Source organism: Phenylobacterium sp. (assembly GCF_965229015.1).
Lineage (GTDB): Bacteria > Pseudomonadota > Alphaproteobacteria > Caulobacterales > Caulobacteraceae > Phenylobacterium.
Window position 1 is genome coordinate 93,019 of sequence record NZ_CBDDIM010000002.1, and the last position, 23,718, is coordinate 116,736.

Here is a 23,718-nt window from a genome sequence, read left to right on the forward strand (position 1 = left end):
CAGCCTTACGACTTGGCGCCGGCCAGCCAGGTGGCGAGCTCGAGCTCGATCTTGCGGGCGGCCTCGCCGGCGGCGCGGTCCTGGGCGTCCTGCTGGGCGGCCACCGAGGCGTAGGGCTGGTCGGCCGAATCATAGGTCACCTCGACCCGCACCCGGCCCACCTTGGCCGCCGCGCCCGAGGGCAGGGCCACCAGGGTGTAGGCCGCCGTCAGGACGTATTCGTAGCGGGTGGCGACATTGTCGACCCGGATGCCGCGGGGATAGCGCTGCTCGGAGATTTGCAGGTCCATGCGGTACTTGGGCTTGAGGTCCGAATCGCGGGCCAGCGCGTCGTCCAGGTGCTCGCGCATCAGCTGGCCGGCCCGGCCGGTGGGGGCCGAGATCTGCACCGAGGACAGGGTCGCGCCCACCCCGGGGCGGCCATAGAGCGGCGTGAAGCCGCAACCCGCCAGGGCGAGGGCGGCGAGCGCCAGGGCGCCGATGCTTGCGATGCGAGCCATGTGCCTCAGCTTGCCACGATGTTGACGATGCGATCCTTCACCACGATCACCTTGCGGATGGTGAGGCCCTCAAGGCGCCGTGCGATCTCAGGATCGTCAAGCACCATCTTCTCGACCTCGGCCGGTTCGGCCCCGGCCGGCGCGGAAATCTCGCCCCGGCGCTTGCCGTTGACCTGCACCGGCAGGACGCGGACGGCGTCCTCGGTCAGGGCCGGATCGAAGTCGGGCCAGGGGGCGGAGACCACCATCCCCTCGCCGCCGATGCGGGCCCAGGCCTCCTCGGCCAGGTGGGGGGTGAAGGGGGAGACCAGGCGGGCGAAGGCCGACAGGGCCTCGGCGCGGGCCGCCAGCAGGGCGGGGCTCGCGCCCTCCACCGGGGCGGCCTTCAGGGCGTTGAGGAACTCGTACAGCCGGGCGATGCCGGAGTTGAAGCGGAAGCCCTCCACGGCCTCGGTGACCGCCTTGACGGTGCGATGGGTGGCGACCCGCAGGGCCACGGCCTTGGGGTCGGAGGCGATGTCGGCCGGGGCGATGCTCTCCGGCTGGGCGTCGAACTCGGCCCAGACCCGATTGACGAAGCGCCAGGCGCCCTCGACCCCGGAGGTGGACCAGATGGAGTCCCGCTCAGGCGGAGAGTCCGACAGCACGAACAGGCGGGCGGCGTCGACACCGTAGACCTCGAAGATGTCGCCCGGCGCCACGGTGTTGCGCTTGGACTTCGACATCTTCTCGATGTCGCCGATGATCACCGGCTGGCCGTCGGAAATCCGGACGGCGCGGCGGGTGTTTCCCTCCGCGGTGATCTCCAGCTCCTTGGGCTCGACCCAGTCGCCGTTCTGCAGGCGGTAGGTCTCGTGGGTGACCATGCCCTGGGTGAACAGGCCCGCGAAGGGCTCCTTGGCCTCCAGCATGCCGGCGTCCGACAGGGCGCGGTTGACGAAGCGGGCATAGAGCAGGTGCAGGACGGCGTGCTCGATGCCCCCCACATACTGGTCCACCGGCATCCAGTAGTCGGCGGCGGCCTTGTCGATGGGATCGGCGGCGTCCGGATTGGTGAAGCGGGCGAAGTACCAGGCGCTGTCGACGAAGGTGTCCAGGGTGTCGGTCTCGCGGGTGGCCGGACCGCCGCAGTCGGGGCAGGTGGTGACTTTCCAGGTGGGGTGACGCGCCAGCGCGTTGCCGGGCTTGGAGAAGTCCAGGTCCTGCGGCAGGGCCACCGGCAGCTGGTCCTTGGGCACGGCCACCACGCCGCACTTGTCGCAATGGACCACCGGCACCGGGCAGCCCCAGCCACGCTGGCGAGCCACGCCCCAGTCGCGCAGGCGGAAGACGGTGGCGCCCTCCCCCTGGCCCTGGGCCTCGATCTTGGCGATGGCGGCGGCCTTGGCCGGCTCGATCTCCATCCCGTCCAGGAAGCCGGAGTGGAAGATGGTCCCGGGACCGGTATAGGCCTCGCTCCCGATCTCATAGGTGGCGGGGTCCTCGCCCGGCGGCAGAACGACGGGTTTCACCGGCAGGCCGTACTTGCGGGCGAAGTCCAGGTCGCGCTGGTCGTGGGCCGGGCAGGCGAAGATGGCGCCCGTGCCGTAGTCCATCAGGATGAAGTTGGCGATCCAGACCGGCAGCCGCCAGCTGGGGTCGAAGGGGTGGGCCACGGTCAGGCCGGTGTCGAAGCCGATCTTCTCGGCGGTCTCGATCTCGGCCTCGGAGGCGCCGCCCTTGCGGCAGGCCTCGATGAAGGCGGCGGCCTTGGGGTCCTTGGCCGCGATCTGCTGGGCCAGGGGGTGATCGGGGGCCACGCCCACGAAGCTCGCCCCGTACAGGGTGTCGGGACGGGTGGTGTAGACCTCCAGCCCGGCCTCGAAGCCCTCGGGCGCGGCGTCGGCGAATTTGAAGGCGAACTTCAGGCCCTTGGAGCGGCCGATCCAGTTCTCCTGCATCAGCCGGACCTTCTCGGGCCAGCGGTCCAGGGTCTTCAGCCCCTCCAGCAGGGCGTCGGCATAGTCGGTGATGCGCATGAACCACTGGTTCAGCTTGCGCTTCTCCACGATGGCGCCCGAGCGCCAGCCGCGGCCGTCCACCACCTGCTCGTTGGCCAGGACGGTCTGGTCCACCGGGTCCCAGTTCACCACGCCCTCGCGGCGATAGACCATGCCGCGCGCCATCAGGTCGATGAACCAGGCCTGCTGCTGGCCATAATAGGCCGGGTCGCAGGTGGCGAATTCGCGTGACCAGTCGATGGACAGGCCCAGCTGCTTCAGCTCGGCCCGCATCTTGTCGATATTGGCGTAGGTCCAGGCGCGCGGGTCGACCCCGCGCTCCATGGCCGCGTTCTCGGCGGGCAGGCCAAAGCCGTCCCAGCCCATGGGGTGCAGGACGTTGAAGCCCCGGGCGCGCTTGAAGCGGGCGTTGGCGTCGCCGAGGGTGTAGTTGCGCACATGGCCCATGTGCAGGCTCCCCGACGGATAGGGGAACATCTCCAGGGCGTAGTATTTCGGGCGCGCGGGATCGATCTGCGCGCGGAACACGTCGGCGTCGGCCCAGGCCTTGCGCCACTTGGGTTCGACTTCTTTGGGATTGTACCGGGCCATGGCGGGGGCTTAGCGCGCTTTCACTGAGGAAGGGAAGCGGCCGGACACGCCGAAAGCGCGCCGACCTGATGAGTTCGGCGCGCCCGGTTATTTGTCAGATCCCCGAACGCGCCCGGGGGGTCAGCCCCGGATGTTCGAGAGCTTAAGCTGACGCGCCTTGGTCAGGATGGCGTTTTCGATGTCGGTCTCGGTCTGGCCGGCCGACGGGGCGTCCACCCAGCCGCCCGCGCCGTCGCGGACCTGCTTGAAGACCGCCACGTTCAGGCCATCGGCCCGCAGGCGGGCGTCCAGGATATAGACCGTGCACTTGAAGCGCTCGTCGGGCTTTTCCGGATTGATGTACCAGTCGGTGATCACCACGCCGCCATAGGGGTCGGCCGAGGCCAGCGGCATGAAGGCCAGGGTGTCGAGGGTCGCTCGCCACAGATAGCCATTGACCCCGATGGTCGGCTGTTCGCCGCTCGGAGCCGACTTGCCGCGTCCGCCAAGATGGAAGATGCCGCCGCCCTCTTCCTGGGTCTGGAAGGTCTTAGGGCCACCACTCGAGCAGGCCGCGAGCGCCGAAAGGCTGAGAGCCAAGGCCCCCGCCGCCACGCCACGCATCCACACTCCACGCACAAACGGCATATATCCGCTCCCAGTCGCTGTTCCGCGTCGGTTTCTCGCCGCGTCGCCGCCCCCGCGCCGGATGCCTCTATAACAACGCCCGAAGCGGCGCCAAACAGGAATCGCGTGGCTCTGCCGCCACAGGCGCCGAACCATCTGTCCACAGACCCGGCCTGCGGCGTGTTGACGTGTTGACCTCGCCCCTTGCGCGACTTTAATCGCATCAACGGTCACGCCTCTCATGGCGGGGCCGGGGCTTAGGGGCCATATAGGTGGTTATGTTCAATCGGACGGTCATGGCGCTGGTCGGCGCGGCGCTCATCTCGAGCGCCGGATCGATAGCTCATGCCCAGACGACGAAGAAGACCACCGACTTTTCCGTGCGCAATGAGACTTTGACGCTGGCCCCGCCTCAGGCGGCCAAGGCGCTGAAGTTCGACGCGCGCAAGGGGCGCTGGGGGGTCACGCTCAATCTGCAGCAGCCGGACGGCCGCGACGCGCAATGGAACGACGTCCAGGCGGGCGCCTATTTCCGCGTGACGCCGTCGCTCCGGGTCGGCGGCGCCGTGGCCCTGGGGGAAAAGGAAACCCCCATGTACCGGAAGACCCAACCCCAGGACGGCGCCCCGCGCGTCCGCCTCGAGACCGCCTTCAAGTTCTAAGGGTCTGTTCAGACTGATCTGCTCGCCGCCAGGCTCACGCCGGGCGGCATTTTTGACTCTGCTTCCTCTCCCCCGTCCCTTCGGGGGGCGTCCGGCCGGGTGGTGAGTGTCGGCGCGATCCCCTCACCCTGCCTCTCCCCTTGGAAGGGGAGAGGCGATCAGGCCGCGAACACCTCGACGCCCGCGATCCCAACGACGCCCGTGGATAGCAGCCGCGCCGCGGTGACGGCGTTCACCCCGCCGAGGGCGTAGACCGGGCTGGCGGCCACCCGAACGAGGCCCGCCAGCCGGTTCGGCCCCAGCGGCTTGCCCGCCGAGGCGCTGTTCGAAGGAAAGATGGCCGAAACCACCACGGCGTCGACCCTGGCCCTTGCGGCGCGCGGGCTGTGGGCGGCTGCCGTGATCAGCCAGCCGGGGCGCCGCGCGCGGATCCGGGCGGCGCGGTGCGCCAGGCGCTCGGGCAGGTGGATCCCGTCGGCGCCGACCCGGGCGGCCAGGGCCTCGTCGGCCCCGATCAGCAGCATCAGGCCGCGCCGCCGGGCGATGGCCTTCAGGCGCAGGGCCACCGCCGGCGCGTCGGCCGCGCCGAACGCCCGGTAGACGATGGCCGATCCTCTCGGTAGGCGGGCCGCGATCGTCTCCGGATCGGGGGTGCGCTGAGGGTCGGTGAAATAGAGCAGGGCGGGCAGGGGCTTCCGCTGGCCCGCGCGCCGCCGTAAGCAGGCCCCCGTCCGCGCCACTGTCCAGAACCCAGCTATGACCCGCTCCTTCGATCCCGCCGCCGCCCGCGCCGACATCCTGGCCCGCATCGCGCTCGCGGCGAAGGCCTGCGGTCGGGCGGCCGGCGATGTGACCCTGGTGGCGGTCTCCAAGCAACAGCCCTGGGACCGAGTGGCCACGATCCTGGAGACCGGCCAGACCGTGTTCGGCGAGAACCGGGTGCAGGACGCCATGGCGGCCTGGGCGGACCACCGCGAGGGGATCGAGCTGCGGCTGATCGGGCCGCTGCAGACCAACAAGGTCAAGGAGGCCGTGGCCTTCTTCGACGTCATCGAGACGGTGGACCGGGAGAAGCTGGCCGCGGCGCTGGCCGCCGAGATGGCCAGGCAGGGCAAGAGCCCCCGGCTCTATGTCCAGGTCAACACCGGCGAGGAGGAACAGAAGGCCGGCGTGATCCCCGGCGAGGCCGACGCCTTCATCACGGCCTGCCGCGAGACCCACGGCCTGACCATCGAGGGCCTGATGTGCATTCCCCCCGCCGACGAGCCGCCGGGGCCGCACTTCGCCCTGCTGGCCAAGATCGCCGCCCGCAACGGAATCTCGAAGCTCTCCATGGGGATGAGCGACGATTTCGAGACCGCCGTGCGGTTCGGGGCCACCAGCGTGCGGGTGGGCTCAGCCCTCTTTGGTCCCCGGGGGTGAGACCCGCAGGGTCGGCCGCTCGGGCCTGCGCGCCCTGTCCATGTGCTCCATGGCGTCCAGGAACGGGTGCGGGTTGACGTCGACGATGGAGATGGCCGAGCCCGGCTGGGCCTTGGCGATCAGCTCCAGCACGTCCCAGGCCTGCAGGGCCACGCAGCCCTCGGTGGGCTCCCAGTTCGGCCGGGCCACGTGCAGGAAGATGGCCGAGCCCATCAGGGGGACCGCCGGATCGTCGTTGTGGGCCAGGACCAGGATGAAGTCATAGACCTTGTCGTCGCGCCACAGGGCCTCGGCGCTGGCCGGGTAGGGCAGGGTGACGGGGCGGTTGTAGTTGGGATCGCCCGGCGCGTCGCACCAGCCGTCGGTGGGCTTGAGGGCCTGGATCGGCAGGGCGGTGGGGGGCGGCGGCATCTTGTCGGGGCGGTAGAGCACCCGGCGGATCGGCCAGACCCCCAGGGGCGAACAGCCGTCCCCCTCGCGCTTGTCCTCGGCGGCGATCACCCCGCCCCGGCCCAGGGCGCAACGGGTTTCGCGGCCCCCCAGATCGAAGCGGCCGTCTGACATCGCCGTGAACAGCACGCTTCATTCCCCCTGAGCGGTTGGCGCTGGCGCCCGACACGGTGCATGTTCGCGCCCATGGCCCAACGCAAGACCCTACTCGTCGTCGACGACAATGATGATCTGCGCGGCGAACTCGCCGAGCAACTGGAACTGCACGAGGAATTCGCCGCCATCCAGGCCGCCACCGCCGGCGACGGCGTGCGCCAGGCCGTCGAGGCGCGCCCCGACCTGATCCTGCTGGACGTCGACCTGCCCGACATGGACGGCCGCGAGGCCTGCAAGGTGATGCGCTCGAAGGGGGTCACCGCGCCGGTGATCATGCTGACGGCGGCCGACACCGACGACGACACCATCCGCGGCCTGGAGTCAGGGGCCAACGACTACGTCACCAAGCCCTTCAAGTTCGCCGTCCTGCTGGCCCGCATCCGCGCCCAGCTGCGCAGCCACGAGCAGTCGGAGGGCGCGGTCTTCCACCTTGGGGCCTACGAGTTCCGGCCCTCGGCCAAGATGCTGGTGGACGCCAACCAGAAGAAGATCCGGCTGACGGAAAAAGAGACCAACATCCTGAAGTACCTCTACCGGGCCGGCGAGAAGCCGGTGAGCCGCGAGGAGCTGCTGGCCGAGGTCTGGGGCTATAACGCCGGGGTCACCACCCACACCCTGGAAACCCACGTCTATCGCCTGCGCCAGAAGATCGAGCCCGATCCCGGCAACGCCCGCCTGCTGCTCACCGAGGCCGGCGGCTACCGCCTGGCGCCGTAGAGCACGCTCGCTCTAGGCTCGGAATGGGCGCCTGACAGGGTCCCTTCGCGGCCGCCCGGCCCTATCGTCCTCTCCTGAACCGGAGATCGATGCATGGAGCCGCTGGTGAGCAAGGGACCTTGGCGCGAGGCCTGGAACGCCGCGTTTCCGGCGCGCCGCGCGCGATCGGCGCAGCAACTTTCCCTGCTCTACGGCTTCGGCGTCGGCCTGACGGCCGGCTGCGCCATGATGCTGATGGCCTTCGGCCTGGGCGTCGGCGTGGGAATCCTGGCCGGGGCGTGAGGGCGGCTCTTCCCTGGTGTCATCCCGGTTTCCGCGCAGCGGAAGACCGGGACCCATACTCACCGATCCCTCCCGAAGGCCCCGCGCATCTAGGTCCCGGACAAGCGCTCCGCGCTTTCCGGGATGACAGCTGTTGTTCGTTTCCGAGGTTCGCGGGCGGCTCTACAGCCCGAAGTCGGCGCTGACCGGGGCGTGGTCGCTGGGGCGTTCCCATTCGCGGACGTCGTCGTGGACGCGGGCCGCGGCCGCGCCGGAGCGGAAGGCGGCTTCCCGCAGGCCCGGCGAGATCAGCACATGGTCCAGGCGCAGGCCGCGGTTGGAGGCCCGGAAGTCGGCCGCCCGGTAGCTCCACCAGGAAAACAGCTTCTGCGGATCGGGAATGGCCTCCCGCACCAGGTCGGTGAACTGGCCGGCCGCCATCAGATTGGCGAAGGCGTCGAGCTCGATGGGGGTGTGGCTGACGATCTTCGACATCTGCTTGTGGCTCCAGACGTCGAACTCGCCTGGCGCCACGTTGAGGTCGCCGACGATGGCGAGCGGGGCCTTGGGGTCACGCCGCGCCATCTCGGCGGTGAGCTTCTCGTAGAAGTCGAGCTTGTGGTCGAACTTGGGGTTGATCTCCCGGTCGGGGATGTCGCCGCCGGCCGGGATGTAGAAGTTCTGGATCTCGACGCCGGCCACCTTGGCCGAGACGCAGCGGGCGTGGCCCTCGCGGCAGACGTCCAGGGGCGCGACCTCCTCGAAGGGCAGGCGCGAGGCGATGGCCACCCCGTGCCAGCCCTTCTGGCCGGCGATCTTGATATGAGGCAGGCCCATGTCGATGAAGGCCTGGCGCGGGAACTCCGCCTCCTGGCACTTGATCTCCTGCAGGCACAGGACATCGGGGGCCTGTTCGTCGACGAAGCGGCCCACCTGCTCGGCGCGCAGGCGGACGGAGTTCACATTCCAGGTGCAGAGACGGAGGCGCATGCGCGGGGTGTAGCTGGCTTGTTCGGGAAAAGAAAACGCCCGGGCACTGGAGAAAGCCCGGGCGTAGTGGTGTCTCTCATGCCGCCGCCGGGAGGGGATAGGTTCCGGCACGGAACACGCCCGCTCGCACGGACGTCATGAGTGGCATTATTGCAACTTCCAAATACAAACGTCAACAAGATTCACGAGGCTTATTGCCTGTTGTCCGATTGTCACATTTTGGCACGACCCACGCCCTTGGGCCGGGGATCGTTGAGGACGAAGAGGGTGGGGGCCAGGCCCGAGGCGCGCTGCAGGCCGCTGAGCCGGATACGGGTCGACTGGCCCTGGGCGTCGCTCACCGTCCAGCCCACCAGGGCCAGGGGATTGTCGGAGAAGGTCAGCGTGATCTGGCCCTCGGCCTGCTTCTTGCCGTCGCGGGCGGTGATGGTGAAGCCGTCCGCCAGGCGGCTGACGTCGCTGATCACCACGCCGCGGTCGAGCTTGATCTGCCGGGCCAGGAAGATGGAGAGCGGGGTGGCCATCAGCGGATAGCGGTCGAAGGTCTTCAGCCGGGAGTCCGCCACCGAGACATTGGCCCCGTCGGCCACCACCAGCAGGCCGGAGGGCGCCTCATAGGCGAAGCGGGCCTTGCCCGGGCGCTTCAGATAGACCGTACCCTGGGTCATGGTCCCGCGCGCGTCGGTCTGGACGAAGCGGCCCTTGGCCTCGGTCAGGCCCTGCAGATAGGTGGCGGCGCGGTCCACCAGCGCCCGGTCGTCGGCGCTCAGCGGGGCGATGGCGGGACGGGCGGCGAGCGCGGGCAGGGGCAGGGCGGCGAGGCCGAGCGCCAGGGCGCGTCGTGTCAGTCGGGTCATGGACCAGGCTCCTTTTCGCGCAACAACCTATAGCGGCCGCGCGGCGTCAATAGGGCGGGAGAACGGCGCAGGGAGCCGGGCGTTCCCGGCTCAGGCCGCGGCGGGCTCGGCGGCGCGCATGCGGTCGGGCCACTCGGCCAGCACCGCCAGCAGGCGGGCCGGGGAGATGGGCTTGCCCAGGTGGTCGTCCATGCCGGCGTCGAGGCAGGTCTGCACCTGGTCGGGCAGGACATTGGCGGTCATGGCGATGATCGGCAGGCCGCGCAGGTGCGGGTGGGGCAGGGCGCGGATGGCCCGGGTGGCGGTCAGGCCGTCCATCACCGGCATCTGGACGTCCATCAGCACCAGGTCGAAGGGCTGGGCGCAGACCGCGGCGATCGCCTGTTCGCCGTCCTCGGCGGTGGTGATCTCGACGTCGAAGGGGGTCAGCAGGGTGGCGATCAGCTCGCGGTTCACCGCCACGTCCTCCACCACCAGCAGCCGCAGGGGGGCGTCCAGGTCGAGGGTCTCGGCGTCGTCGCCGTCCTCGGCCTCGAAGGCGTCGGTGCGGGGCAGGGTCAGCTCGAACCAGAAGGTGGAGCCCTGGCCGGGGGTGGAGACGGCGCCGAGGGTCCCCCCCATCAGCTCAACGGTGCGCTTGCAGATGGCCAGGCCCAGGCCCGTGCCGCCGTAGCGCCGGGAGACCGAGGCGTCGGCCTGGGTGAAGCGCTCGAAGAGCTGTTCGATCTGTTCGGCGGTGACGCCGATCCCGGTGTCGGTGACCTCCATCCGCAGCCGGCCGCAGTCGTTGGCCGCCTCGTCCTGGCGCACGGTCAGGGTGACCCCGCCCTGGCTGGTGAACTTCAGCGCGTTGGAGACGAAGTTCAGCAGCACCTGGCGGATGCGCGAGGGATCCCCCAGCAGGGGGGCGATCTCGCCCTGGGTGGCCACCTCCAGGGTCAGGCCCTTGGCGGCGGCCTGGTCGGCCATCAGGGCGGCGATCGCCTGGGCCGGGGCGGCGGGATCGAAGGGCCGGGCCTCCACCTCCACGGCGCCGGCCTCCAGGCGGGAGAAGTCCAGCACGCTGTTGACCAGCTCCAGCAGGGTGGTGCTGGCGTCGTGGATCAGGCCGGCGTGGCGGGCGTCCTCCGCGGCGAGGCGCGGGGAACGCCGCAGGACGCCGGAGAAGCCGATGATGGCGTTGAGCGGCGTGCGCAGCTCATGGGTCATGTTGGCCAGGAACTCGGACTTGGCCGCGGCGCCCTCCTCGGCGCGGCGGCGGGCCTCCACCAGTTCGGTCTCCAGGGCCTTGCGGGCGTCGATGATCCGGGAGACCGAGATGATCTGCGGCGCGGCGCCGGCCTCCTCGGAGGTGATCAGCCCGAAATTGGTCTCCACCCAGACCGGGTGACCGGCCTTGTGGAGAATCCGGTACTGCAGGGTCAGCTCGCCGCCGCGCGCCACCATGTCGGCGATCTCGCGCGGCACCCAGGCGGCGTCCTCGGGATGCAGGAAGGTGTAGTTGGGGGTGGCGAACAGCTCCTCCACCGAATAGCCCATGGCCGTGGCGATGGAGGGCGAGAGATAGCGCCGGCGGCCGTCCAGGTCGTTGAGGGCGATGACGTCGGTGATGTTGTTGGCCAGGACCCGGTACTGGGCCTCGGAGGTGCGCAGCTTCTCCTGGGCCTCGTTGAACCTGCGCCGCGCGGCCAGGGTGCGGACCACCGCGTCGCTGGCGAAGCCCAGGGACATGACCATCAGGCCAAACACCGCCAGCTTGGGCATGGCGAGCGGGTTGGGGGCCAGGAACACCCCCCAGGCCAGGATGCCGGCGCCGGGCAGGGCGCCTCCCACCACGAAGCCCAGAGCCGACTGGTAGGCGTGGGTCTGGGCGAAGAAGATCACCGACAGCCACAGCGTCATGGCCATCACCGCCCCGGCCGGGGTGCCGGCGCTCCAGAGCAGGGCGCCCAGGGTCATCCAGGAGACGCAGCCGAAGGCCACCGTCGAGAGCTGGGCCAGGCGCAGGCGCGGGCTGGCGGCCAGGCCGAGATATTGCCGGCGCGAGGCCAGCAGGCAGAGGCTCTCCGACAGGGTCTGCAGGACCAGGAAGACGACGCAGACGCGCCAGGGCAGCTCCAGGGAGGCCAGGGCCGCCACCGCCGCGGTGACGCTCATCCGCAGCGGGAAACCCTGATAGGTCTTGGCCGCCAGCTCGTCGAGGCCGTCATCGAGCAGTGCGCGCATCGGGCTCTCCGGGCCGTTTCCTCAACGTAATCCGGGGGATGTTGCGTTTGGATTACCAGGTCGGCCTCCCGACGCAATCGGTCACGCAAGTTGAGTTGTGGCCGTCGCGCCCCCGCCCCAGGGTCGCGTCCATGAGCCAGGTCCACCCCACCGCCGTCATCGCCCCCGGCGCCCGGATCGCGCCGGACGTGGTGGTCGGCCCCTATGCGGTGATCGGGCCGCAGGTGCGGCTGGCGGCCGGAAATGTCGTCGGGCCGCACGTGGTGATCGAGGGGGCGACCGACATCGGCCCGGGCAACCGCTTCCTGCAGTTCTGCGCCATCGGGGCCGGGCCGCAGGTGGACGGCTGGGCCGGCGAGGCTGGCGCCCTGGCGATCGGCGGCGGCAACGTCTTCCGCGAGTTCGTCACCGTCCACGCGGCCACCGGGGCCCAGCCGACCAAGATCGGCTCGCGGAACCTGATCATGACCGGCGCCCATGTGGCCCACGACTGCGTGCTTGGCGACGACATCCGCATGGCCAACGCCGCCACCCTGGCGGGCCATGTGGAGATCGGCGACCACGCCCAGCTCAGCGGGCTCGTCGCCGTTCACCAGCACACGCGGATCGGAACCCACGCCTTCGTGGCCGGCGGTTCGATCGTGACCCAGGACGCGCCGCCCTTCTGCCTGGTGCAGGGGGACCGGGCGCGGCTGGCGGGGCTGAACGCCGTCGGGCTGAAGCGGGCGGGGTTCAGCCCGGCCGAGATCGCCGACCTGCGCCGCGCCTACCGGCTCCTGTTCCTGGGCGCGGGTCCCATGGAGGACCGCCTGGCCGCCGCGCGGCTCAGCGCCGGCGCCCGCGCCCTGGTCCTCGTCGAATTCCTGGAAAGCTCCGGCCGGGGGTGCATTTCCACGCAACGGTCGCGTCTGAGGGCGGCGGCCTGATTTCTCACCGTGTCATCCCGCATGCAGCGGCGAAGCCGCGGAAGTGCGGGACCCATAGGCTGTGATCCCTCCGCAAGTCCCCGCGCGTCTGGGTCCCGGCCTTCCGCTACGCGGAAACCGGGATGACATTGGGGGATGGGTGGGTCAGGCGACCTCGGGAACCACCTGCGGATCCTGCTCGGCGGCGTAGTCGACGCCGGCCAGGCCGAAGCCGAAGATCTTCAGGAAGTCGGACCGGAAGCCGGCCAGGTCGGCCAGCTCGGGCAGGGTTTCGGTGGAGATCCTCGCCCAGCGGCGCTTGACCTCGTCCTGGACGGGCGCCGACAGCTCCCAGTCGTCCAGGCGGACGCGGCCGGCCTCGTCGAGGGCCTCGGGGGCCGGCAGGACGGTGCGGAACAGCCGGTCGATCTGCTCGATGCAGCCCTCGTGCAGGCCCATCTCCTTCATCACCTTGAACAGCACCACGCCGTAGAGCGGCACCACGGGGATGGCCGAGGAGGCCTGGGTGACCACGGCCTTCAGGGAGACGACCCGGGCGGCGTGGTCGCCGTGCTTGGCGCGGATGGCGGCGGCGGCGCGGTCGAGATCCTCCTTGGCCTTGCCCAGGGTGGCCTTCCAGTAGATCGGCCAGGTCAGCTCCGAGCCGATATAGGTGTAGCTGAGGGTCTTGAAGCCCGGCGCCAGGACCCCGGCGTCCGACAGGGCGGCGATCCACATCTCCCAGTCCTCGCCGCCCATGACCGCGACGGTGCCGGCGGTCTCCTCGGGGGTGGCGGGCTGGAGCTCGGTCTCGAAGACCTCGCCCTTGTCGGTGTTGAGCGTCTTGACGGTGACGGGGGCGCCGAGCGGCTTGATGGCCGAGCGGAAGGTCTCGCCGGTCTTCGGGTGGGTGCGCACCGGGGCGGCCATGGAATAGACCACCAGGTCCACCTGGCCGAGATTGTCGGCGATGGCCTTGACGGTCTGCGCCTTCATCTCGTCGGAGAAGGCGTCGCCGTCCAGGGTGACGGCCTTGCGGCCGGCCTTGGCGGCCTCGGCCTCGAAGGCGCGGTTGTTGTACCAGCCGGCGCTGGCGGTCTTGGTCTCGCTGGGCGCCTTCTCGAAGGAGACGCCGACCGTGTCGGCCCCGCCGCCGAAGGTCGCCACGATGCGCGAGGCCAGGCCGTAGCCGGCCGAACAGCCCAGCACCAGGACCCGCTTCGGCGCGGCCGGGATATCGCCCTTGCCGGCGACATAGCCCACCTGCTGGTGGACGCTCATGGCGCAGCCCTCGGGGTGGGCCGTGGTGCAGATGAAGCCGCGGATACGGGGCTCGATGATCATGGGCGCCTCTTTTCGTGGAGGCGGAAGATACACGGGCGCGCGGTGAGGGAAAGCTGGAGTTAGGGCGGCGGGCCGGCCAGGACTTCGCGCTTGCCGGCGTGGTTGGCGGGGCTGACGACGCCCTCGTTCTCCATCCGCTCGATGAGCGAGGCGGCGCGGTTGTAGCCGATCTGCAGGCGGCGCTGGACGTAGGAGGTCGAGGCCTTCTTGTCGCGGGTCACCACCGCCACGGCGCGGTCGTAGAGATCGTCGCCGGAGCCGCCCTCGTCGAAGCCGCCCTCGCCCTCGCCGTCCTCGTCGTCGGCGCCGGCGGTGACCTCCTCGAGGTACTGGGGCTGGCCCTGTTCGCGCAGGAACTTGGCCACGGCCTCCACCTCGCCGTCGGAGACGAAGGGCCCGTGCAGGCGGGTGATGCGGCCGCCGCCGGCCATGTAGAGCATGTCGCCCTGGCCCAGCAGCTGCTCGGCGCCCTGCTCGCCCAGGATGGTGCGGCTGTCGATCTTGGAGGTGACCTGGAAGCTGATCCGGGTCGGGAAGTTGGCCTTGATGGTGCCGGTGATGACGTCCACCGAGGGGCGTTGGGTGGCCATCACCAGGTGGATGCCGGCGGCGCGCGCCATCTGGGCCAGGCGCTGGACGGCGCCCTCCACGTCCTTGCCGGCCACCATCATCAGGTCGGCGACCTCGTCGATGATCACCACCAGATAGGGCATGGCCTCGGGGTTGATCTTCTCGCTCTCGTAGATCGGGCGGCCGGCGTCGTCGAAGCCGGTCTGCACGGTCCGCTCGAAGTGCTCGCCCTTGGCGGCGGCCTCCCGGGCCCGGTCGTTGTAGGAGGCGACGTTGCGCACCCCGATCTTCGACATCCGCCGATAGCGGTCCTCCATCTCGCGGACGGTCCACTTCAGCGCGACGATGGCCTTCTTGGGGTCGGTGACCACGGGGGCCAGCAGGTGCGGGATGCCGTCATAGACGCTGAGCTCCAGCATCTTCGGGTCGATCATGATGAACCGGCACTGCTCGGGGGGCAGGCGGTAGAGGATCGACAGGATCATGGCGTTGACGCCGACCGACTTGCCCGAGCCGGTGGTGCCGGCGATCAGCAGGTGGGGCATCTTCGACAGGTCGGCGATATAGGGCTCGCCGCCGATGGTCTCGCCCAGCGCCATGGGCAGGGCGGAGTTGGACTTCTCGTATTCGGCGCTGCCCAGCAGGTCGCGCAGATAGACGGTCTCGCGCCGGGCGTTGGGCAGCTCGATGCCGATGGCGTTGCGGCCGGGCACCACGCTGACGCGGCAGGCGGCGACGGACATGGAGCGGGCGATATCGTCCGACAGGGCCACGACCCGGGCCGACTTCACCCCGGCGGCCGGGACCAGCTCATAGAGGGTGACCACGGGACCGGGACGGATCTGGTCGATGGCGCCCTTGACCCCGAACTCGGCCAGCACGCTCTCCAGCAGCTGGGCGTTCTGGCGCAGGGCGCCCTCGTCGAACTGGCTGGCCCGCGGCTTGGGCTTGGCCAGCATGGAGAGCTCGGGCAGGGCGAAGCCGCCGGTCTTGACGAAGTCGAAGGCGCCCTGGGCCTCGCGCAGCTCGCGGCCGGATTCCTTGGGGGCGGCCTTTGGGATCTTCACCGCCACCGGGGGCGCGAAGGGTTCCGGCTCGGCGGTCGCGGCCTGGGGCGGGGGCGCGGCGGCCTCCGGCTTGGCGATGGGCGGCAGGGCCGAGGCGGGGATGCGATCCTCGCCGGTCGAGGCGGCGCGCGCGCTGGCGCGGCGGGCGACCGAGGGGCGGACCGGCTTGGGCGCTGGCGCGGCCTTGGGCTGCAGGGCGCCGGCCAGCCAGTGGGCGGCGGCGCCCAGGTCGAGGCGGCGCAGGCCCAGGGCGTAGCCGAGGCCCGCGAAGGCGCCGACGGCCAGCAGCAGGGCGGCGATCAGGGTGGCGCCGGGCAGGCGGGCGAAGGCCAGGACGCTGGCCACGCCGTGCAGCAGGCCGTCGCCCCAGAAGCCGCCCAGGCCCTTGGCGAGCGGCCAGGCGGCGGGGGCCGGGGGGGCGGCCAGCAGGCCGGCCAGGGCCAGCAGGCCCAGGGTTCCGACCAGGGCGCGCAGGCGCACCTGGGCCCGGGTCTCGTCGGGATGGGGGGAGACGGCGCGATAGAGTCCGAACAGCACCATCAGCAGGGCGGCGACGCCGGCGGCCAGGCCCAGGGACTGGACCCCGATGTCGGCGGCCGTGGCGCCGGGACCGCCCAGGGCGTTGGCGGGGCGGAAGGGGGAGGCGGCGTTGAGGCTGGGATCGCCGGCGCTATAGGTGGCCAGCGCCACGGCGAAGGCCGCGCCGGAGGCCGCGATCAGCCCGCCCCGAAGCCGCGCGGTGGTCGGATGGGTCCAGGCCAGGCTGGCGATATGCAGCCCCAGCTCCAAACCCGTCTTTCGCGCCGCCCGCGCCATTCGTCACGCCTCCCATTCTGGAAGCCCCAGTCTATGGGCCCCAGTTGGTTAAGAGGCGTTTACTTCAAGGCGTCCCGATGGCCGGTCAGGCGGCTTTCCTGACATCGGGCCCGAAGCCCTCGCGCCAGCGCACGCAGCCGGGCGCCGCCAGGTCGATATCGAACTGCCGGGTGTGGTCGCGCTCCACCGTGCCCAGGGGCACGAGCCGCTTCAGGACCAGGGAGGCGGCCAGGTAGGCGGGCCGCAGGACGGCCGGGGTCGCCCGCGAGCCGAGCTTCAGCCCGAGCCTGCGACGCAGCACCGCATGGGTGTGGAAGACCCCGTTCACCAGCCGAGAGTGGGGGGAGGCGAAGTCCATGGACATGGAGACGTTGAGGTCGTCGCCATTGGTCACCCGGTGCGGCGAGTGCAGGGGCCAGTAGACCGCCTCGCCGGGGGACAGGGCCACGGGCCGGGCGTGGGGCTCCATCTCGGCGCGATAGGGCAGGTCCGACAGGGTCTCCTTCATCAGGATGGCCTGCAGGGACTCCTCGCTGACGAAGTCCTGGGTCGGCGGGTAGAGGCGGATCGTCTTGTGGCCGCGCACGTGCCACAGCATGGTCTCGCCCGGATCGACGTGGAAATAGATGCCCATGCGGGGGCTGGAGATCAGCACGGCGGCGTCGGCGCCGGCCACCTTCACCCCGGTCTTGGCGCTGAACTCGGCGCTGAGGGCCTCGAACACCCGCCGGTAGCGGGGATTGATCTTCAGCGCGCTGCGCGGGCTCAGCCACAGGGCGCCGCGCTTGGCGGCCTCCAGCAGTTCGGCGCCGGAGAGCTTGCCCGCCTCGCCGGCGATCCAGAGCTGATCGGGGGGCGGGTTCTCGGCCATGGTGCAGACGGTGAGCTGGTCGCGCGGATGCTCGTCCAGCAGCCGGACCAGGGCCTCGTCGGTGAACAGGCCGGTCTCGGCCAGCCGGTGCTTGAAGGTGAGGATCTCGCGACCGGCCAGGGCGGCCTGGTCGGGGAGGAGCGAGGGCATCAGCTCGGGCATGACTGCAAGTCCCGTTTCAAGTCAGGTGGGCGGGCGCGCTGCAATCGCGATTCCACTTTCCCGCGATCCGCATTAGGACTTGGCGCCATGTGGAGCATGCCGCGCAGCGTCCTGAAGGTTGTCGCCGTCCTCATCGCCCTGTGCGCGGTGGGCGGATTTGTCCTGGGGGTCCGGGGCGCGCCCGAAAAGGCCCGGCTGCCGGGGGAGGGGCCTCCCGGCGCCGCCGCCGGCGTCCAGCTCCAGGCCACAGAGGCCAAGCCGCTGGGGGACGAGATCCCGGCGCCGCCCCCGCCGGTGGTGACAGCCAAGGTCGAGGAGAAGAAGCCCGAGGTGAAGACGCCGCAGGCCGATCCCCTGGATCTCGCCGCCGACCAGGTCGCGCCCCAGACCGTGGCCAGCGCCACCCCGGCCAAGCCCGCCGCCCCCAAGCCCGCTCCGCCGAAGACCGCGCCCGCGGCCGACGACAAGGTCGGCGACCTGCTGGACGGCATCACCCCGCCCCCGGAAGATCCACCGATCTAGGCCTTAGGGCCTCGGCCCGGCCCGCCGCAGGGTCAGGTTGATCCGGCCGCCGCCGGGGATCAGGCGCGAGGAGCCGGCCAGGATGCGGTCGACCCCGTGATGGAACAGGCGCGCCTCGCCCCCCAAGAGGCAGACATCCCCCGAGGCCAGCCGCAGCGAGCGGGTGGGGTCCCCCCGCTTGAGACCGCCGAGCCGGAAGAGCGCGGTGTCGCCGAGGGAGACCGACAGCACCGGAAACCCGAAGTCGGCCTCGTCCTTGTCCTGATGCAGGCCCATGCGGGCGCCCTCCCGGTAGAGATTGACCAGGCAGGCGTCGGGCGGGGTCGCCGGATCGGCGAGCTGCGCCCACAGCTCGAGCAGGATCGGGGGAATGGCGGGCCAGGGCTGGCCGGTTTCCGGATGGGTGGCCTGGTAGCGGTAGCCGCGGGCGTCGGTGACCCAGCCCAGGGGGCCGAGATTGGTGGTCTCCACGCTCATGGCCTTACCGCCGGGGGTGATGGGCCGGTAGAAGGGCGCGGCGCCGGCGAGGCCGAGAACCTCCTCGGCCAGGGCGCGTTGCGTCTCCGGCGACAGGCGGCCGGGATGGAGCACGAAGCCCTGCGTCGTCGAAACGGTCATGAGGCGCCATATAGGCCAGATGGACGATCACGCATCCATGCGGCCTGGCGGTTTGCGGACCCTGACCTCCGGCGAGGCGGCCCTGGCCTGGGAGCTGTTCGGCGGGGGCCTCGACCCCGAACCCGTGCGGATCTTCGCCATCCCCCTTTGGCGGCGGGCCTTCGTGCCCTTCGGACGGCTGATCGTCTGGCCGGCGGCCCAGGCCCACGCCGACTTCGCCCGGGCGCCGCTGCCCCTGCAGGGGGTCTTCGTCCACGAACTGACCCACGTCTGGCAGGCCCAGTCGGGGGTCAATCTGCTCACGGCCAAGCTGCGGGCCGGGGATGGTCCCGGCGCCTACGCCTACGATCTTTCGAAAACCTGCGATTTCTCAAGTTTGAATATCGAGCAGCAGGCCATGGTCTTCCAGCACGCGTTTTTGGCCGCGCGCGGCGGTTTCGCGCCGCATGAAGGTGAAGCTTATGCAAGGATATTAGCGACTTGGCGGGAGGGCTCCGCCACAAGACCCCGCACACTTTAAGGGCATTCGCCCTTGCGGGGACGCCCCGCCATCCCATATCGCGACTCGACGGCGGTTTCCGCACAGGTTAACCGCCCGAGACCCTGATCGAACCGGGGACGGTGACAGAAAAAGTCGGGCGCTTGGAAACGAGGCCCCTCACGCACCGTCCGCCACTAGTGGAGCGAGCAAGAGACTCGAACATGAGCAAGATTATCGGCATCGACCTCGGCACGACGAATTCGTGCGTTGCGATCATGGACGGCAAGCAGCCGAAAGTGATCGAGAACGCCGAAGGCGCGCGGACCACGCCTTCCGTGGTGGCCTTCCTGGAAGACGGGGAGCGCCTTGTCGGCCAACCCGCCAAACGCCAGGCGGTGACCAATCCCACCAACACCGTCTTCGCGGTCAAGCGTCTGATCGGTCGTCACAACGACGATCCGCTGGTCGAAAAAGACAAGAAGATGGTGCCCTACGAGATCGTCAAGGGTCCCAATGGGGACGCCTGGATCCGGGCCCAGGGCAAGGACTACTCGCCCCAGCAGATCTCCGCCTTCATCCTGGGCAAGATCAAGGAGGACGCCGAGCGTCACCTGGGCGAGAAAGTCGAGAAGGCGGTCATCACCGTCCCGGCCTATTTCAACGACGCCCAGCGCCAGGCCACCAAGGACGCCGGCAAGATCGCTGGCCTGGAAGTCCTGCGCATCATCAACGAACCCACCGCCGCGGCGCTCGCCTACGGGCTCGAGAAGAACGACGGCAAGAAGATCGTGGTCTACGACCTCGGCGGCGGCACCTTCGACGTGTCGATCCTCGAGATCGGCGACGGCGTCTTCGAGGTGAAGGCCACCAACGGGGACACCTTCCTCGGCGGTGAGGACTTCGACCTGCGGATCGTCGACTACCTCGCCGACGAGTTCAAGAAAGAGACCTCGGTCGATCTGCGCAAGGACAAGCTGGCCCTGCAGCGCCTCAAGGAAGAGGGCGAGAAGGCCAAGAAGGAGCTGTCGACCACCACGCAGTACGAGGTGAACCTGCCCTTCATCTCCATGAACGCGTCGGGTCCCCTGCACCTGAACATCAAGCTGTCGCGCGCCAAGCTGGAAGCCCTCGTCGAGGACCTGATCGCCAAGACGGTCGGGCCCTGCGAGATGGCCCTGAAGGACGCCGGCCTGAAGAAGTCCGACATCGACGAAGTGATCCTGGTGGGCGGCATGACCCGCATGCCCAGGGTCGTGGACACCGTGAAGGAGTTCTTCGGCCGTGAGCCCCACAAGGGCGTGAACCCGGACGAAGTCGTGGCGCTGGGCGCCGCGGTGCAGGCCGGGGTGCTGCAGGGCGACGTCAAGGACGTGCTGCTGCTGGACGTCACCCCCCTGACGCTCGGCATCGAGACCCTGGGCGGGGTGTTCACCCCGCTGATCGAGCGCAACACCACCATCCCCACCAAGCGTTCGCAGACCTTCTCGACCGCCGACGACAACCAGTCGGCCGTGACCATCCGGGTGTTCCAGGGCGAGCGGCCCATGGCGCACGACAACAAGATGCTGGGTCAGTTCGACCTGGTGGGGATTCCCCCGGCGCCGCGCGGCGTGCCGCAGGTCGAGGTGACCTTCGACATCGACGCCAACGGCATCGTCAACGTCTCGGCCCGCGACAAGGCGACCGCCAAGGAGCAGTCGATCCGCATCCAGGCCAATGGCGGGCTGTCGGACGCCGACATCGAGAAGATGGTCCGCGAGGCCGAGAGCAACAAGGCCGAGGACGAGAAGCGCAAGGCGATGGTCGAGGCCAAGAACCAGGCCGAGGCGGTGATCCACTCCACCGAGAAGGCCATGGCCGAGCACGGCGACAAGATCGGCGGTCCCGACAAGGAAGCCATCGAAGCCGCGCTCACCGACCTGAAGTCGGCGGTGGAGGGCGACGACGCCGAAGCCATCGCGGCCAAGACCCAGACCCTCATCCAGGCTTCCATGAAGCTGGGCGAGGCCATGTACGCCGCCCAGCAGGGCGGCGGTGAAGGCGAGCAACCTGACGCCTCGGGCGGTGACGACGTCGTCGACGCCGAGTTCGAGGAAGTCAGCGACGACGACACCAAGAAGTCCGCGTGATCCGCGCCCCATGGCGGCCCTTCGCATCCCTTGCGGAAGGTCGTCATGGGGAGCGACACCGCGTCGCGGCGATCGCGCCTGGCCCAAGGCTTGCAGCGCGAGCCGGGCGGCCCCACCTCCCATGAAGATCAATTTGAACGCCTGATGATTTGATGCGGGACTATTACGAGATCCTGGGCGTGACCCGCGGCTGCGACGAGGCCGCGCTGAAGTCGTCCTTCCGCAAGCTGGCCATGGAGCACCACCCCGACCGCAATGGCGGCTGCGAGGAGGCCGAGGGCCGGTTCAAGGAAATCAACGAGGCCTATTCGATCCTGTCGGATCCCCAGAAGCGCGCCCGCTACGACCAGTTCGGCCATGCCGGGGTGAACGGCGGCGGCGGCGGTCAGGGCGGCGGCCAGTTCCACGACGTGAACGACATCTTCAACGAGGTGTTCGGCGACGTCTTCGGCGACATGTTCGGCGGACGCCGCCAGCGTGGCGGCCCGGCCCGCGGCCAGGACCTGCGCTATGATCTCGAGATCAGCCTGGAGCAGGCCTATGCCGGCTCGGAGGTGGAGATCGTGGTCCCCGCCTCCATCCAGTGCGAGGCCTGCGAGGGCTCGGGCGCCAAGCCCGGCACCAGCCCCACGGTCTGCGGCACCTGCGGCGGGGCCGGCCGGGTCCGCGCCAGCCAGGGCTTCTTCTCCGTCGAACGGGCCTGTCCCCGCTGCGGCGGCTCGGGCCAGATCATCCTCGACCCCTGCGTCGAATGCCGCGGCCACGGCCAGGTCCGCAAGGAACGCACCCTGCAGGTGCGCATCCCGGCCGGGGTCGACGACGGCGCCCGCATAAGACTTGCCGGAGAAGGGGACGCTGGAGCGCGGGGCGGCCCGCGCGGCGACCTCTACATCTTCCTGTCGGTGAAGCCGCACGAGCTGTTCGAGCGCGATGGCCTGGACCTGCTCTGCACGGTGCCGGTGCCCATGACGGTGGCGGCCCTGGGGGGCGCCATCGAGGCGCCCTGCCTGATGGGCGGCGAGAATTGCGACGGCAATTGCAAGATCGAGGTCAAGGTGCCCGAAGGCGCCCAGACCGGCCGCACCGTCCGGCTCAAGGGCCGCGGCATGCCCTCCCTGCGCTCCCGCGAGCGGGGCGACCTGGTGGTGGAGCTGTTCGTCGAGACCCCCACCCGCCTCAGCGCCCGGCAGAAGGAACTGCTGCGCGAGCTGTCGGACCTCTGCGGCGAGCAGCAGCATCCCAAGTCCGCCAACTTCCTGGGCAAGGCCAAGCGCTTCTGGGAAGAGGTGACGGGGGCCTAGGCTCCCTCCGCCGCCGGCCATGATCCCGCCCGCCGACGCGATCGCCGCCGCCGACGTCTTCCTGGGCCTGATCGACGCTGAGGCGCCGGGCCTGGTGCTGGACTTCCACCTGGTGGGCTCGGCCGTGCTGGACGACTGGCGTCCCGGGACCAGCGACGTCGACTTCCTCGCCGTCACCGCCCAGCCGCTCTCGGACCTCCAGCGGGAGGCGATCACCGCCGCCCTGCTGGCCTATAACCGGCTCCCCGGCCGGCCGGCCATCGAGGGCGAATGGATGACGGCGGGCGACCTGACCCGGCCACCGGCCACCAACCCGGGCGTCATCGCCCTGCGCACCCTGGACCTGCACGGCTACGCCGTGCGTGGCGCGCGTCCCGCCGAGATCTGGCGTGACGAGGCCGCGGTCCGCGCCGCCATCCTGGACAATCTCGACACCTACTGGACCGCCTGGCTGCGGCGCGCCCGAAGGCTGCTCACCCCGCTGGGGATCATGATGCTGGACGGCTGGGCGCCGGCCTGGGGCGTGCTCGGCGTGGCGCGCCTGGCCTACAGCCTGGAGACCGGGGACATCATCTCCAAGACCGGGGCCGGCCGCTGGGCGCTCGGCCGGTTCCCCCGGCATCGCCGCATCCTGGCCGAGGTCCTGCGCCTGCGCACCGGCGAGGGCGAGCCCGGCTACCGCGGCCGCTTCCCCCGCAAGCGCGAGGCCCTGGCGGCCATGGCCGAAATCATGGCGGCGTGCCGGAAATCCTGAGCTGTCATCCCGGTTTCCGCGCCAGCGGAAGACCGGGACCCAGAAGCACCGATCTCTCCTGCACGCTCCGCGCGTCTGGGTCCCGGACAAGCGCAAGCGCGCTTTCCGGGATGACACTCAGAATTGGGCCGTCAGCGCCCGGATATCCGCCCACCGGTAGCTGACCTCGTACATCAGGCCGCCGGGGCCGGGCTCCTTGCGCGGGGCGTCGGCCTCGCCGCCCAGGTGTTCGTAGAAGCCGCGGGCCGGGATGTTGTCGCGCAGGACCGAGATCATCAGGGACCGGGCCCCCTGGTCGGCGAACACCCGGGCCGCGGCGGTCAGCAGCCGCCGGCCCAGCTCCTGGCCCTGGTGGGCGCGCAGGACATAGAGGGTGGTGACCTCCGCCTCCCCGGCGACGCGACTGCGGGACGGACCGCCCGCGGCGTAGCCGACGATGCCCGCCCGGTCGGCGGCCGCCAGGGTGATCTCGTGCTCGGCGGGGCTGACCAGGGCCCGGGTGAAGCGCCGGGCGTGCACGGGCGCGCTCATCCGGTCGAGATAGGAGTCCGGCAGCAGGCCGCGATAGGTCTCGCGCCAGGCGGTCACATGGACCTGGGCCAGGGCCTCGGCGTCGTCGGGGCCGGCGGGGAAGATGACGTGCATGGGAAACCTCCCGGACTTAACCACAGCTTGGGCCTCGCGGGGCTCGGTTCAAGGGGCTGACGCGGAGGGCGGGCGCCGTTAACCTCCGCGCCGAG

The 23,718-nt window shown here is 70.3% G+C and carries 23 protein-coding genes; 10 read left to right on the forward strand and 13 right to left on the reverse strand.

Features of this window, described 5'->3' with window-relative positions; translation table 11 throughout:
* Positions 1 to 5: 5 nt before the first annotated feature.
* The 3 genes from lptE to ACO06I_RS16680 form a co-directional block, all read right to left on the reverse strand.
* Positions 6 to 500: an LPS assembly lipoprotein LptE gene (lptE, locus tag ACO06I_RS16670; protein WP_421933740.1), complete on the reverse strand. Its 495-nt coding sequence runs from the start codon at positions 498 to 500 to the stop codon at positions 6 to 8.
* A 5-nt stretch (positions 501 to 505) separates the two neighbouring features.
* Positions 506 to 3,091, reverse strand: coding sequence for a leucine--tRNA ligase (leuS, locus tag ACO06I_RS16675; RefSeq protein ID WP_421933741.1), 2,586 nt, complete (start codon positions 3,089 to 3,091; stop codon positions 506 to 508).
* A gap of 120 nt (positions 3,092 to 3,211) precedes the next feature.
* Positions 3,212 to 3,718, reverse strand: a complete 507-nt coding sequence (locus tag ACO06I_RS16680; RefSeq protein WP_421933742.1) for a DUF3576 domain-containing protein — start codon at positions 3,716 to 3,718, stop codon at positions 3,212 to 3,214.
* A 275-nt stretch (positions 3,719 to 3,993) separates the two neighbouring features.
* On the opposite strand from ACO06I_RS16680, the gene ACO06I_RS16685 reads away from it, so the two are divergent.
* The gene (locus tag ACO06I_RS16685; protein WP_421933743.1) at positions 3,994 to 4,359 is read left to right on the forward strand and encodes an NtrZ family periplasmic regulatory protein; all 366 of its coding nucleotides are present in this window, start codon (positions 3,994 to 3,996) and stop codon (positions 4,357 to 4,359) included.
* A 158-nt stretch (positions 4,360 to 4,517) separates the two neighbouring features.
* On the opposite strand, the gene ACO06I_RS16690 is transcribed toward ACO06I_RS16685, so the two are convergent.
* Positions 4,518 to 5,099: a thiamine phosphate synthase gene (locus ACO06I_RS16690; protein ID WP_421933744.1), complete on the reverse strand. Its 582-nt coding sequence runs from the start codon at positions 5,097 to 5,099 to the stop codon at positions 4,518 to 4,520.
* A gap of 16 nt (positions 5,100 to 5,115) precedes the next feature.
* On the opposite strand from ACO06I_RS16690, the gene ACO06I_RS16695 reads away from it, so the two are divergent.
* Positions 5,116 to 5,781 carry a YggS family pyridoxal phosphate-dependent enzyme gene (locus ACO06I_RS16695; protein WP_421933745.1) on the forward strand — a complete coding sequence of 222 codons (666 nt, stop codon included), beginning with the start codon at positions 5,116 to 5,118 and terminating at the stop codon, positions 5,779 to 5,781.
* On the opposite strand, the gene ACO06I_RS16700 is transcribed toward ACO06I_RS16695, so the two are convergent.
* On the reverse strand, positions 5,755 to 6,360 hold the full coding sequence (locus ACO06I_RS16700; RefSeq protein WP_421933746.1) for a L,D-transpeptidase family protein: 606 nt from the start codon (positions 6,358 to 6,360) through the stop codon (positions 5,755 to 5,757). The genes ACO06I_RS16695 and ACO06I_RS16700 overlap by 27 nt on opposite strands.
* Before the next feature lie 57 nt (positions 6,361 to 6,417).
* On the opposite strand from ACO06I_RS16700, the gene ACO06I_RS16705 reads away from it, so the two are divergent.
* Both ACO06I_RS16705 and ACO06I_RS16710 read left to right on the forward strand, forming a co-directional pair.
* Positions 6,418 to 7,104, forward strand: coding sequence for a response regulator transcription factor (locus ACO06I_RS16705; protein ID WP_421933747.1), 687 nt, complete (start codon positions 6,418 to 6,420; stop codon positions 7,102 to 7,104).
* A 105-nt stretch (positions 7,105 to 7,209) separates the two neighbouring features.
* Positions 7,210 to 7,386, forward strand: coding sequence for a hypothetical protein (locus ACO06I_RS16710; protein WP_421933748.1), 177 nt, complete (start codon positions 7,210 to 7,212; stop codon positions 7,384 to 7,386).
* A 162-nt stretch (positions 7,387 to 7,548) separates the two neighbouring features.
* On the opposite strand, the gene xth is transcribed toward ACO06I_RS16710, so the two are convergent.
* The 3 genes from xth to ACO06I_RS16725 form a co-directional block, all read right to left on the reverse strand.
* Positions 7,549 to 8,355, reverse strand: coding sequence for an exodeoxyribonuclease III (gene xth, locus ACO06I_RS16715; protein ID WP_421933749.1), 807 nt, complete (start codon positions 8,353 to 8,355; stop codon positions 7,549 to 7,551).
* Positions 8,356 to 8,567: 212 nt separating this feature from the next.
* Positions 8,568 to 9,212 (reverse strand): LolA family protein, encoded by a 645-nt coding sequence (locus ACO06I_RS16720; RefSeq protein ID WP_421933750.1) that lies wholly within the window; start codon positions 9,210 to 9,212, stop codon positions 8,568 to 8,570.
* Positions 9,213 to 9,302: 90 nt separating this feature from the next.
* Entirely contained in the window at positions 9,303 to 11,438 is a 2,136-nt protein-coding gene (locus tag ACO06I_RS16725) for an ATP-binding protein (RefSeq protein WP_421933751.1), read from the reverse strand.
* 131 nt (positions 11,439 to 11,569) lie between these two features.
* Here ACO06I_RS16725 and lpxA point away from each other — a divergent pair, with 131 nt between their 5' ends.
* Positions 11,570 to 12,364, forward strand: coding sequence for an acyl-ACP--UDP-N-acetylglucosamine O-acyltransferase (gene lpxA / locus ACO06I_RS16730; RefSeq protein ID WP_421933752.1), 795 nt, complete (start codon positions 11,570 to 11,572; stop codon positions 12,362 to 12,364).
* Between the two features lie 144 nt (positions 12,365 to 12,508).
* Here the strand turns inward: lpxA and fabV are convergent, their stop codons facing one another.
* The 3 genes from fabV to ACO06I_RS16745 form a co-directional block, all read right to left on the reverse strand.
* Complete coding sequence (gene fabV / locus ACO06I_RS16735; protein WP_421933753.1) at positions 12,509 to 13,687, reverse strand: enoyl-ACP reductase FabV; 1,179 nt, start codon at positions 13,685 to 13,687, stop codon at positions 12,509 to 12,511.
* 59 nt (positions 13,688 to 13,746) lie between these two features.
* The gene (locus ACO06I_RS16740; protein WP_421933754.1) at positions 13,747 to 16,140 is read right to left on the reverse strand and encodes a DNA translocase FtsK 4TM domain-containing protein; all 2,394 of its coding nucleotides are present in this window, start codon (positions 16,138 to 16,140) and stop codon (positions 13,747 to 13,749) included.
* A gap of 85 nt (positions 16,141 to 16,225) precedes the next feature.
* Positions 16,226 to 17,173, reverse strand: a complete 948-nt coding sequence (locus tag ACO06I_RS16745; RefSeq protein ID WP_421933755.1) for a cupin-like domain-containing protein — start codon at positions 17,171 to 17,173, stop codon at positions 16,226 to 16,228.
* An 87-nt stretch (positions 17,174 to 17,260) separates the two neighbouring features.
* Between ACO06I_RS16745 and ACO06I_RS16750 the strand changes: the two genes are divergently transcribed.
* Positions 17,261 to 17,695, forward strand: coding sequence for a hypothetical protein (locus ACO06I_RS16750; protein WP_421933756.1), 435 nt, complete (start codon positions 17,261 to 17,263; stop codon positions 17,693 to 17,695).
* Between the two features lie 3 nt (positions 17,696 to 17,698).
* On the opposite strand, the gene ACO06I_RS16755 is transcribed toward ACO06I_RS16750, so the two are convergent.
* Positions 17,699 to 18,313, reverse strand: a complete 615-nt coding sequence (locus ACO06I_RS16755; protein ID WP_421933757.1) for an alpha-ketoglutarate-dependent dioxygenase AlkB — start codon at positions 18,311 to 18,313, stop codon at positions 17,699 to 17,701.
* Positions 18,314 to 18,332: 19 nt separating this feature from the next.
* Here ACO06I_RS16755 and ACO06I_RS16760 point away from each other — a divergent pair, with 19 nt between their 5' ends.
* The 4 genes from ACO06I_RS16760 to ACO06I_RS16775 all read left to right on the forward strand — a co-directional run bounded on the left by ACO06I_RS16760 (position 18,333) and on the right by ACO06I_RS16775 (position 22,978).
* Positions 18,333 to 18,833: a hypothetical protein gene (locus tag ACO06I_RS16760; RefSeq protein ID WP_421933758.1), complete on the forward strand. Its 501-nt coding sequence runs from the start codon at positions 18,333 to 18,335 to the stop codon at positions 18,831 to 18,833.
* Between the two features lie 182 nt (positions 18,834 to 19,015).
* Positions 19,016 to 20,923: a molecular chaperone DnaK gene (dnaK, locus tag ACO06I_RS16765; RefSeq protein WP_421933759.1), complete on the forward strand. Its 1,908-nt coding sequence runs from the start codon at positions 19,016 to 19,018 to the stop codon at positions 20,921 to 20,923.
* A gap of 152 nt (positions 20,924 to 21,075) precedes the next feature.
* Complete coding sequence (gene dnaJ, locus ACO06I_RS16770; protein WP_421933760.1) at positions 21,076 to 22,224, forward strand: molecular chaperone DnaJ; 1,149 nt, start codon at positions 21,076 to 21,078, stop codon at positions 22,222 to 22,224.
* A gap of 19 nt (positions 22,225 to 22,243) precedes the next feature.
* Complete coding sequence (locus tag ACO06I_RS16775) at positions 22,244 to 22,978, forward strand: aminoglycoside adenylyltransferase domain-containing protein (RefSeq protein ID WP_421933761.1); 735 nt, start codon at positions 22,244 to 22,246, stop codon at positions 22,976 to 22,978.
* 117 nt (positions 22,979 to 23,095) lie between these two features.
* Here the strand turns inward: ACO06I_RS16775 and ACO06I_RS16780 are convergent, their stop codons facing one another.
* On the reverse strand, positions 23,096 to 23,623 hold the full coding sequence (locus tag ACO06I_RS16780) for a GNAT family N-acetyltransferase (RefSeq protein WP_421933762.1): 528 nt from the start codon (positions 23,621 to 23,623) through the stop codon (positions 23,096 to 23,098).
* Positions 23,624 to 23,718: the final 95 nt, after the last annotated feature.

What these genes read in the sequence shown, in the direction of transcription:
- ACO06I_RS16745 (WP_421933755.1), bottom strand. Translation starts at nt 17,173, where the DNA reads ATGCCCGAGCTGATGCCCTCGCTCCTCCCCGACCAGGCCGCCCTGGCC.
- ACO06I_RS16680 (WP_421933742.1), bottom strand. Translation starts at nt 3,718, where the DNA reads ATGCCGTTTGTGCGTGGAGTGTGGATGCGTGGCGTGGCGGCGGGGGCC.
- ACO06I_RS16740 (WP_421933754.1), bottom strand. Translation starts at nt 16,140, where the DNA reads ATGGCGCGGGCGGCGCGAAAGACGGGTTTGGAGCTGGGGCTGCATATC.
- ACO06I_RS16695 (WP_421933745.1), top strand. Translation starts at nt 5,116, where the DNA reads ATGACCCGCTCCTTCGATCCCGCCGCCGCCCGCGCCGACATCCTGGCC.
- dnaJ (WP_421933760.1), top strand. Translation starts at nt 21,076, where the DNA reads ATGCGGGACTATTACGAGATCCTGGGCGTGACCCGCGGCTGCGACGAG.
- ACO06I_RS16750 (WP_421933756.1), top strand. Translation starts at nt 17,261, where the DNA reads ATGTGGAGCATGCCGCGCAGCGTCCTGAAGGTTGTCGCCGTCCTCATC.
- lpxA (WP_421933752.1), top strand. Translation starts at nt 11,570, where the DNA reads ATGAGCCAGGTCCACCCCACCGCCGTCATCGCCCCCGGCGCCCGGATC.
- ACO06I_RS16780 (WP_421933762.1), bottom strand. Translation starts at nt 23,623, where the DNA reads ATGCACGTCATCTTCCCCGCCGGCCCCGACGACGCCGAGGCCCTGGCC.
- dnaK (WP_421933759.1), top strand. Translation starts at nt 19,016, where the DNA reads ATGAGCAAGATTATCGGCATCGACCTCGGCACGACGAATTCGTGCGTT.
- xth (WP_421933749.1), bottom strand. Translation starts at nt 8,355, where the DNA reads ATGCGCCTCCGTCTCTGCACCTGGAATGTGAACTCCGTCCGCCTGCGC.
- ACO06I_RS16775 (WP_421933761.1), top strand. Translation starts at nt 22,244, where the DNA reads ATGATCCCGCCCGCCGACGCGATCGCCGCCGCCGACGTCTTCCTGGGC.
- ACO06I_RS16725 (WP_421933751.1), bottom strand. Translation starts at nt 11,438, where the DNA reads ATGCGCGCACTGCTCGATGACGGCCTCGACGAGCTGGCGGCCAAGACC.
- ACO06I_RS16755 (WP_421933757.1), bottom strand. Translation starts at nt 18,313, where the DNA reads ATGACCGTTTCGACGACGCAGGGCTTCGTGCTCCATCCCGGCCGCCTG.
- ACO06I_RS16685 (WP_421933743.1), top strand. Translation starts at nt 3,994, where the DNA reads ATGGCGCTGGTCGGCGCGGCGCTCATCTCGAGCGCCGGATCGATAGCT.
- leuS (WP_421933741.1), bottom strand. Translation starts at nt 3,091, where the DNA reads ATGGCCCGGTACAATCCCAAAGAAGTCGAACCCAAGTGGCGCAAGGCC.
- lptE (WP_421933740.1), bottom strand. Translation starts at nt 500, where the DNA reads ATGGCTCGCATCGCAAGCATCGGCGCCCTGGCGCTCGCCGCCCTCGCC.
- ACO06I_RS16705 (WP_421933747.1), top strand. Translation starts at nt 6,418, where the DNA reads ATGGCCCAACGCAAGACCCTACTCGTCGTCGACGACAATGATGATCTG.
- ACO06I_RS16720 (WP_421933750.1), bottom strand. Translation starts at nt 9,212, where the DNA reads ATGACCCGACTGACACGACGCGCCCTGGCGCTCGGCCTCGCCGCCCTG.
- fabV (WP_421933753.1), bottom strand. Translation starts at nt 13,687, where the DNA reads ATGATCATCGAGCCCCGTATCCGCGGCTTCATCTGCACCACGGCCCAC.
- ACO06I_RS16760 (WP_421933758.1), top strand. Translation starts at nt 18,333, where the DNA reads ATGGACGATCACGCATCCATGCGGCCTGGCGGTTTGCGGACCCTGACC.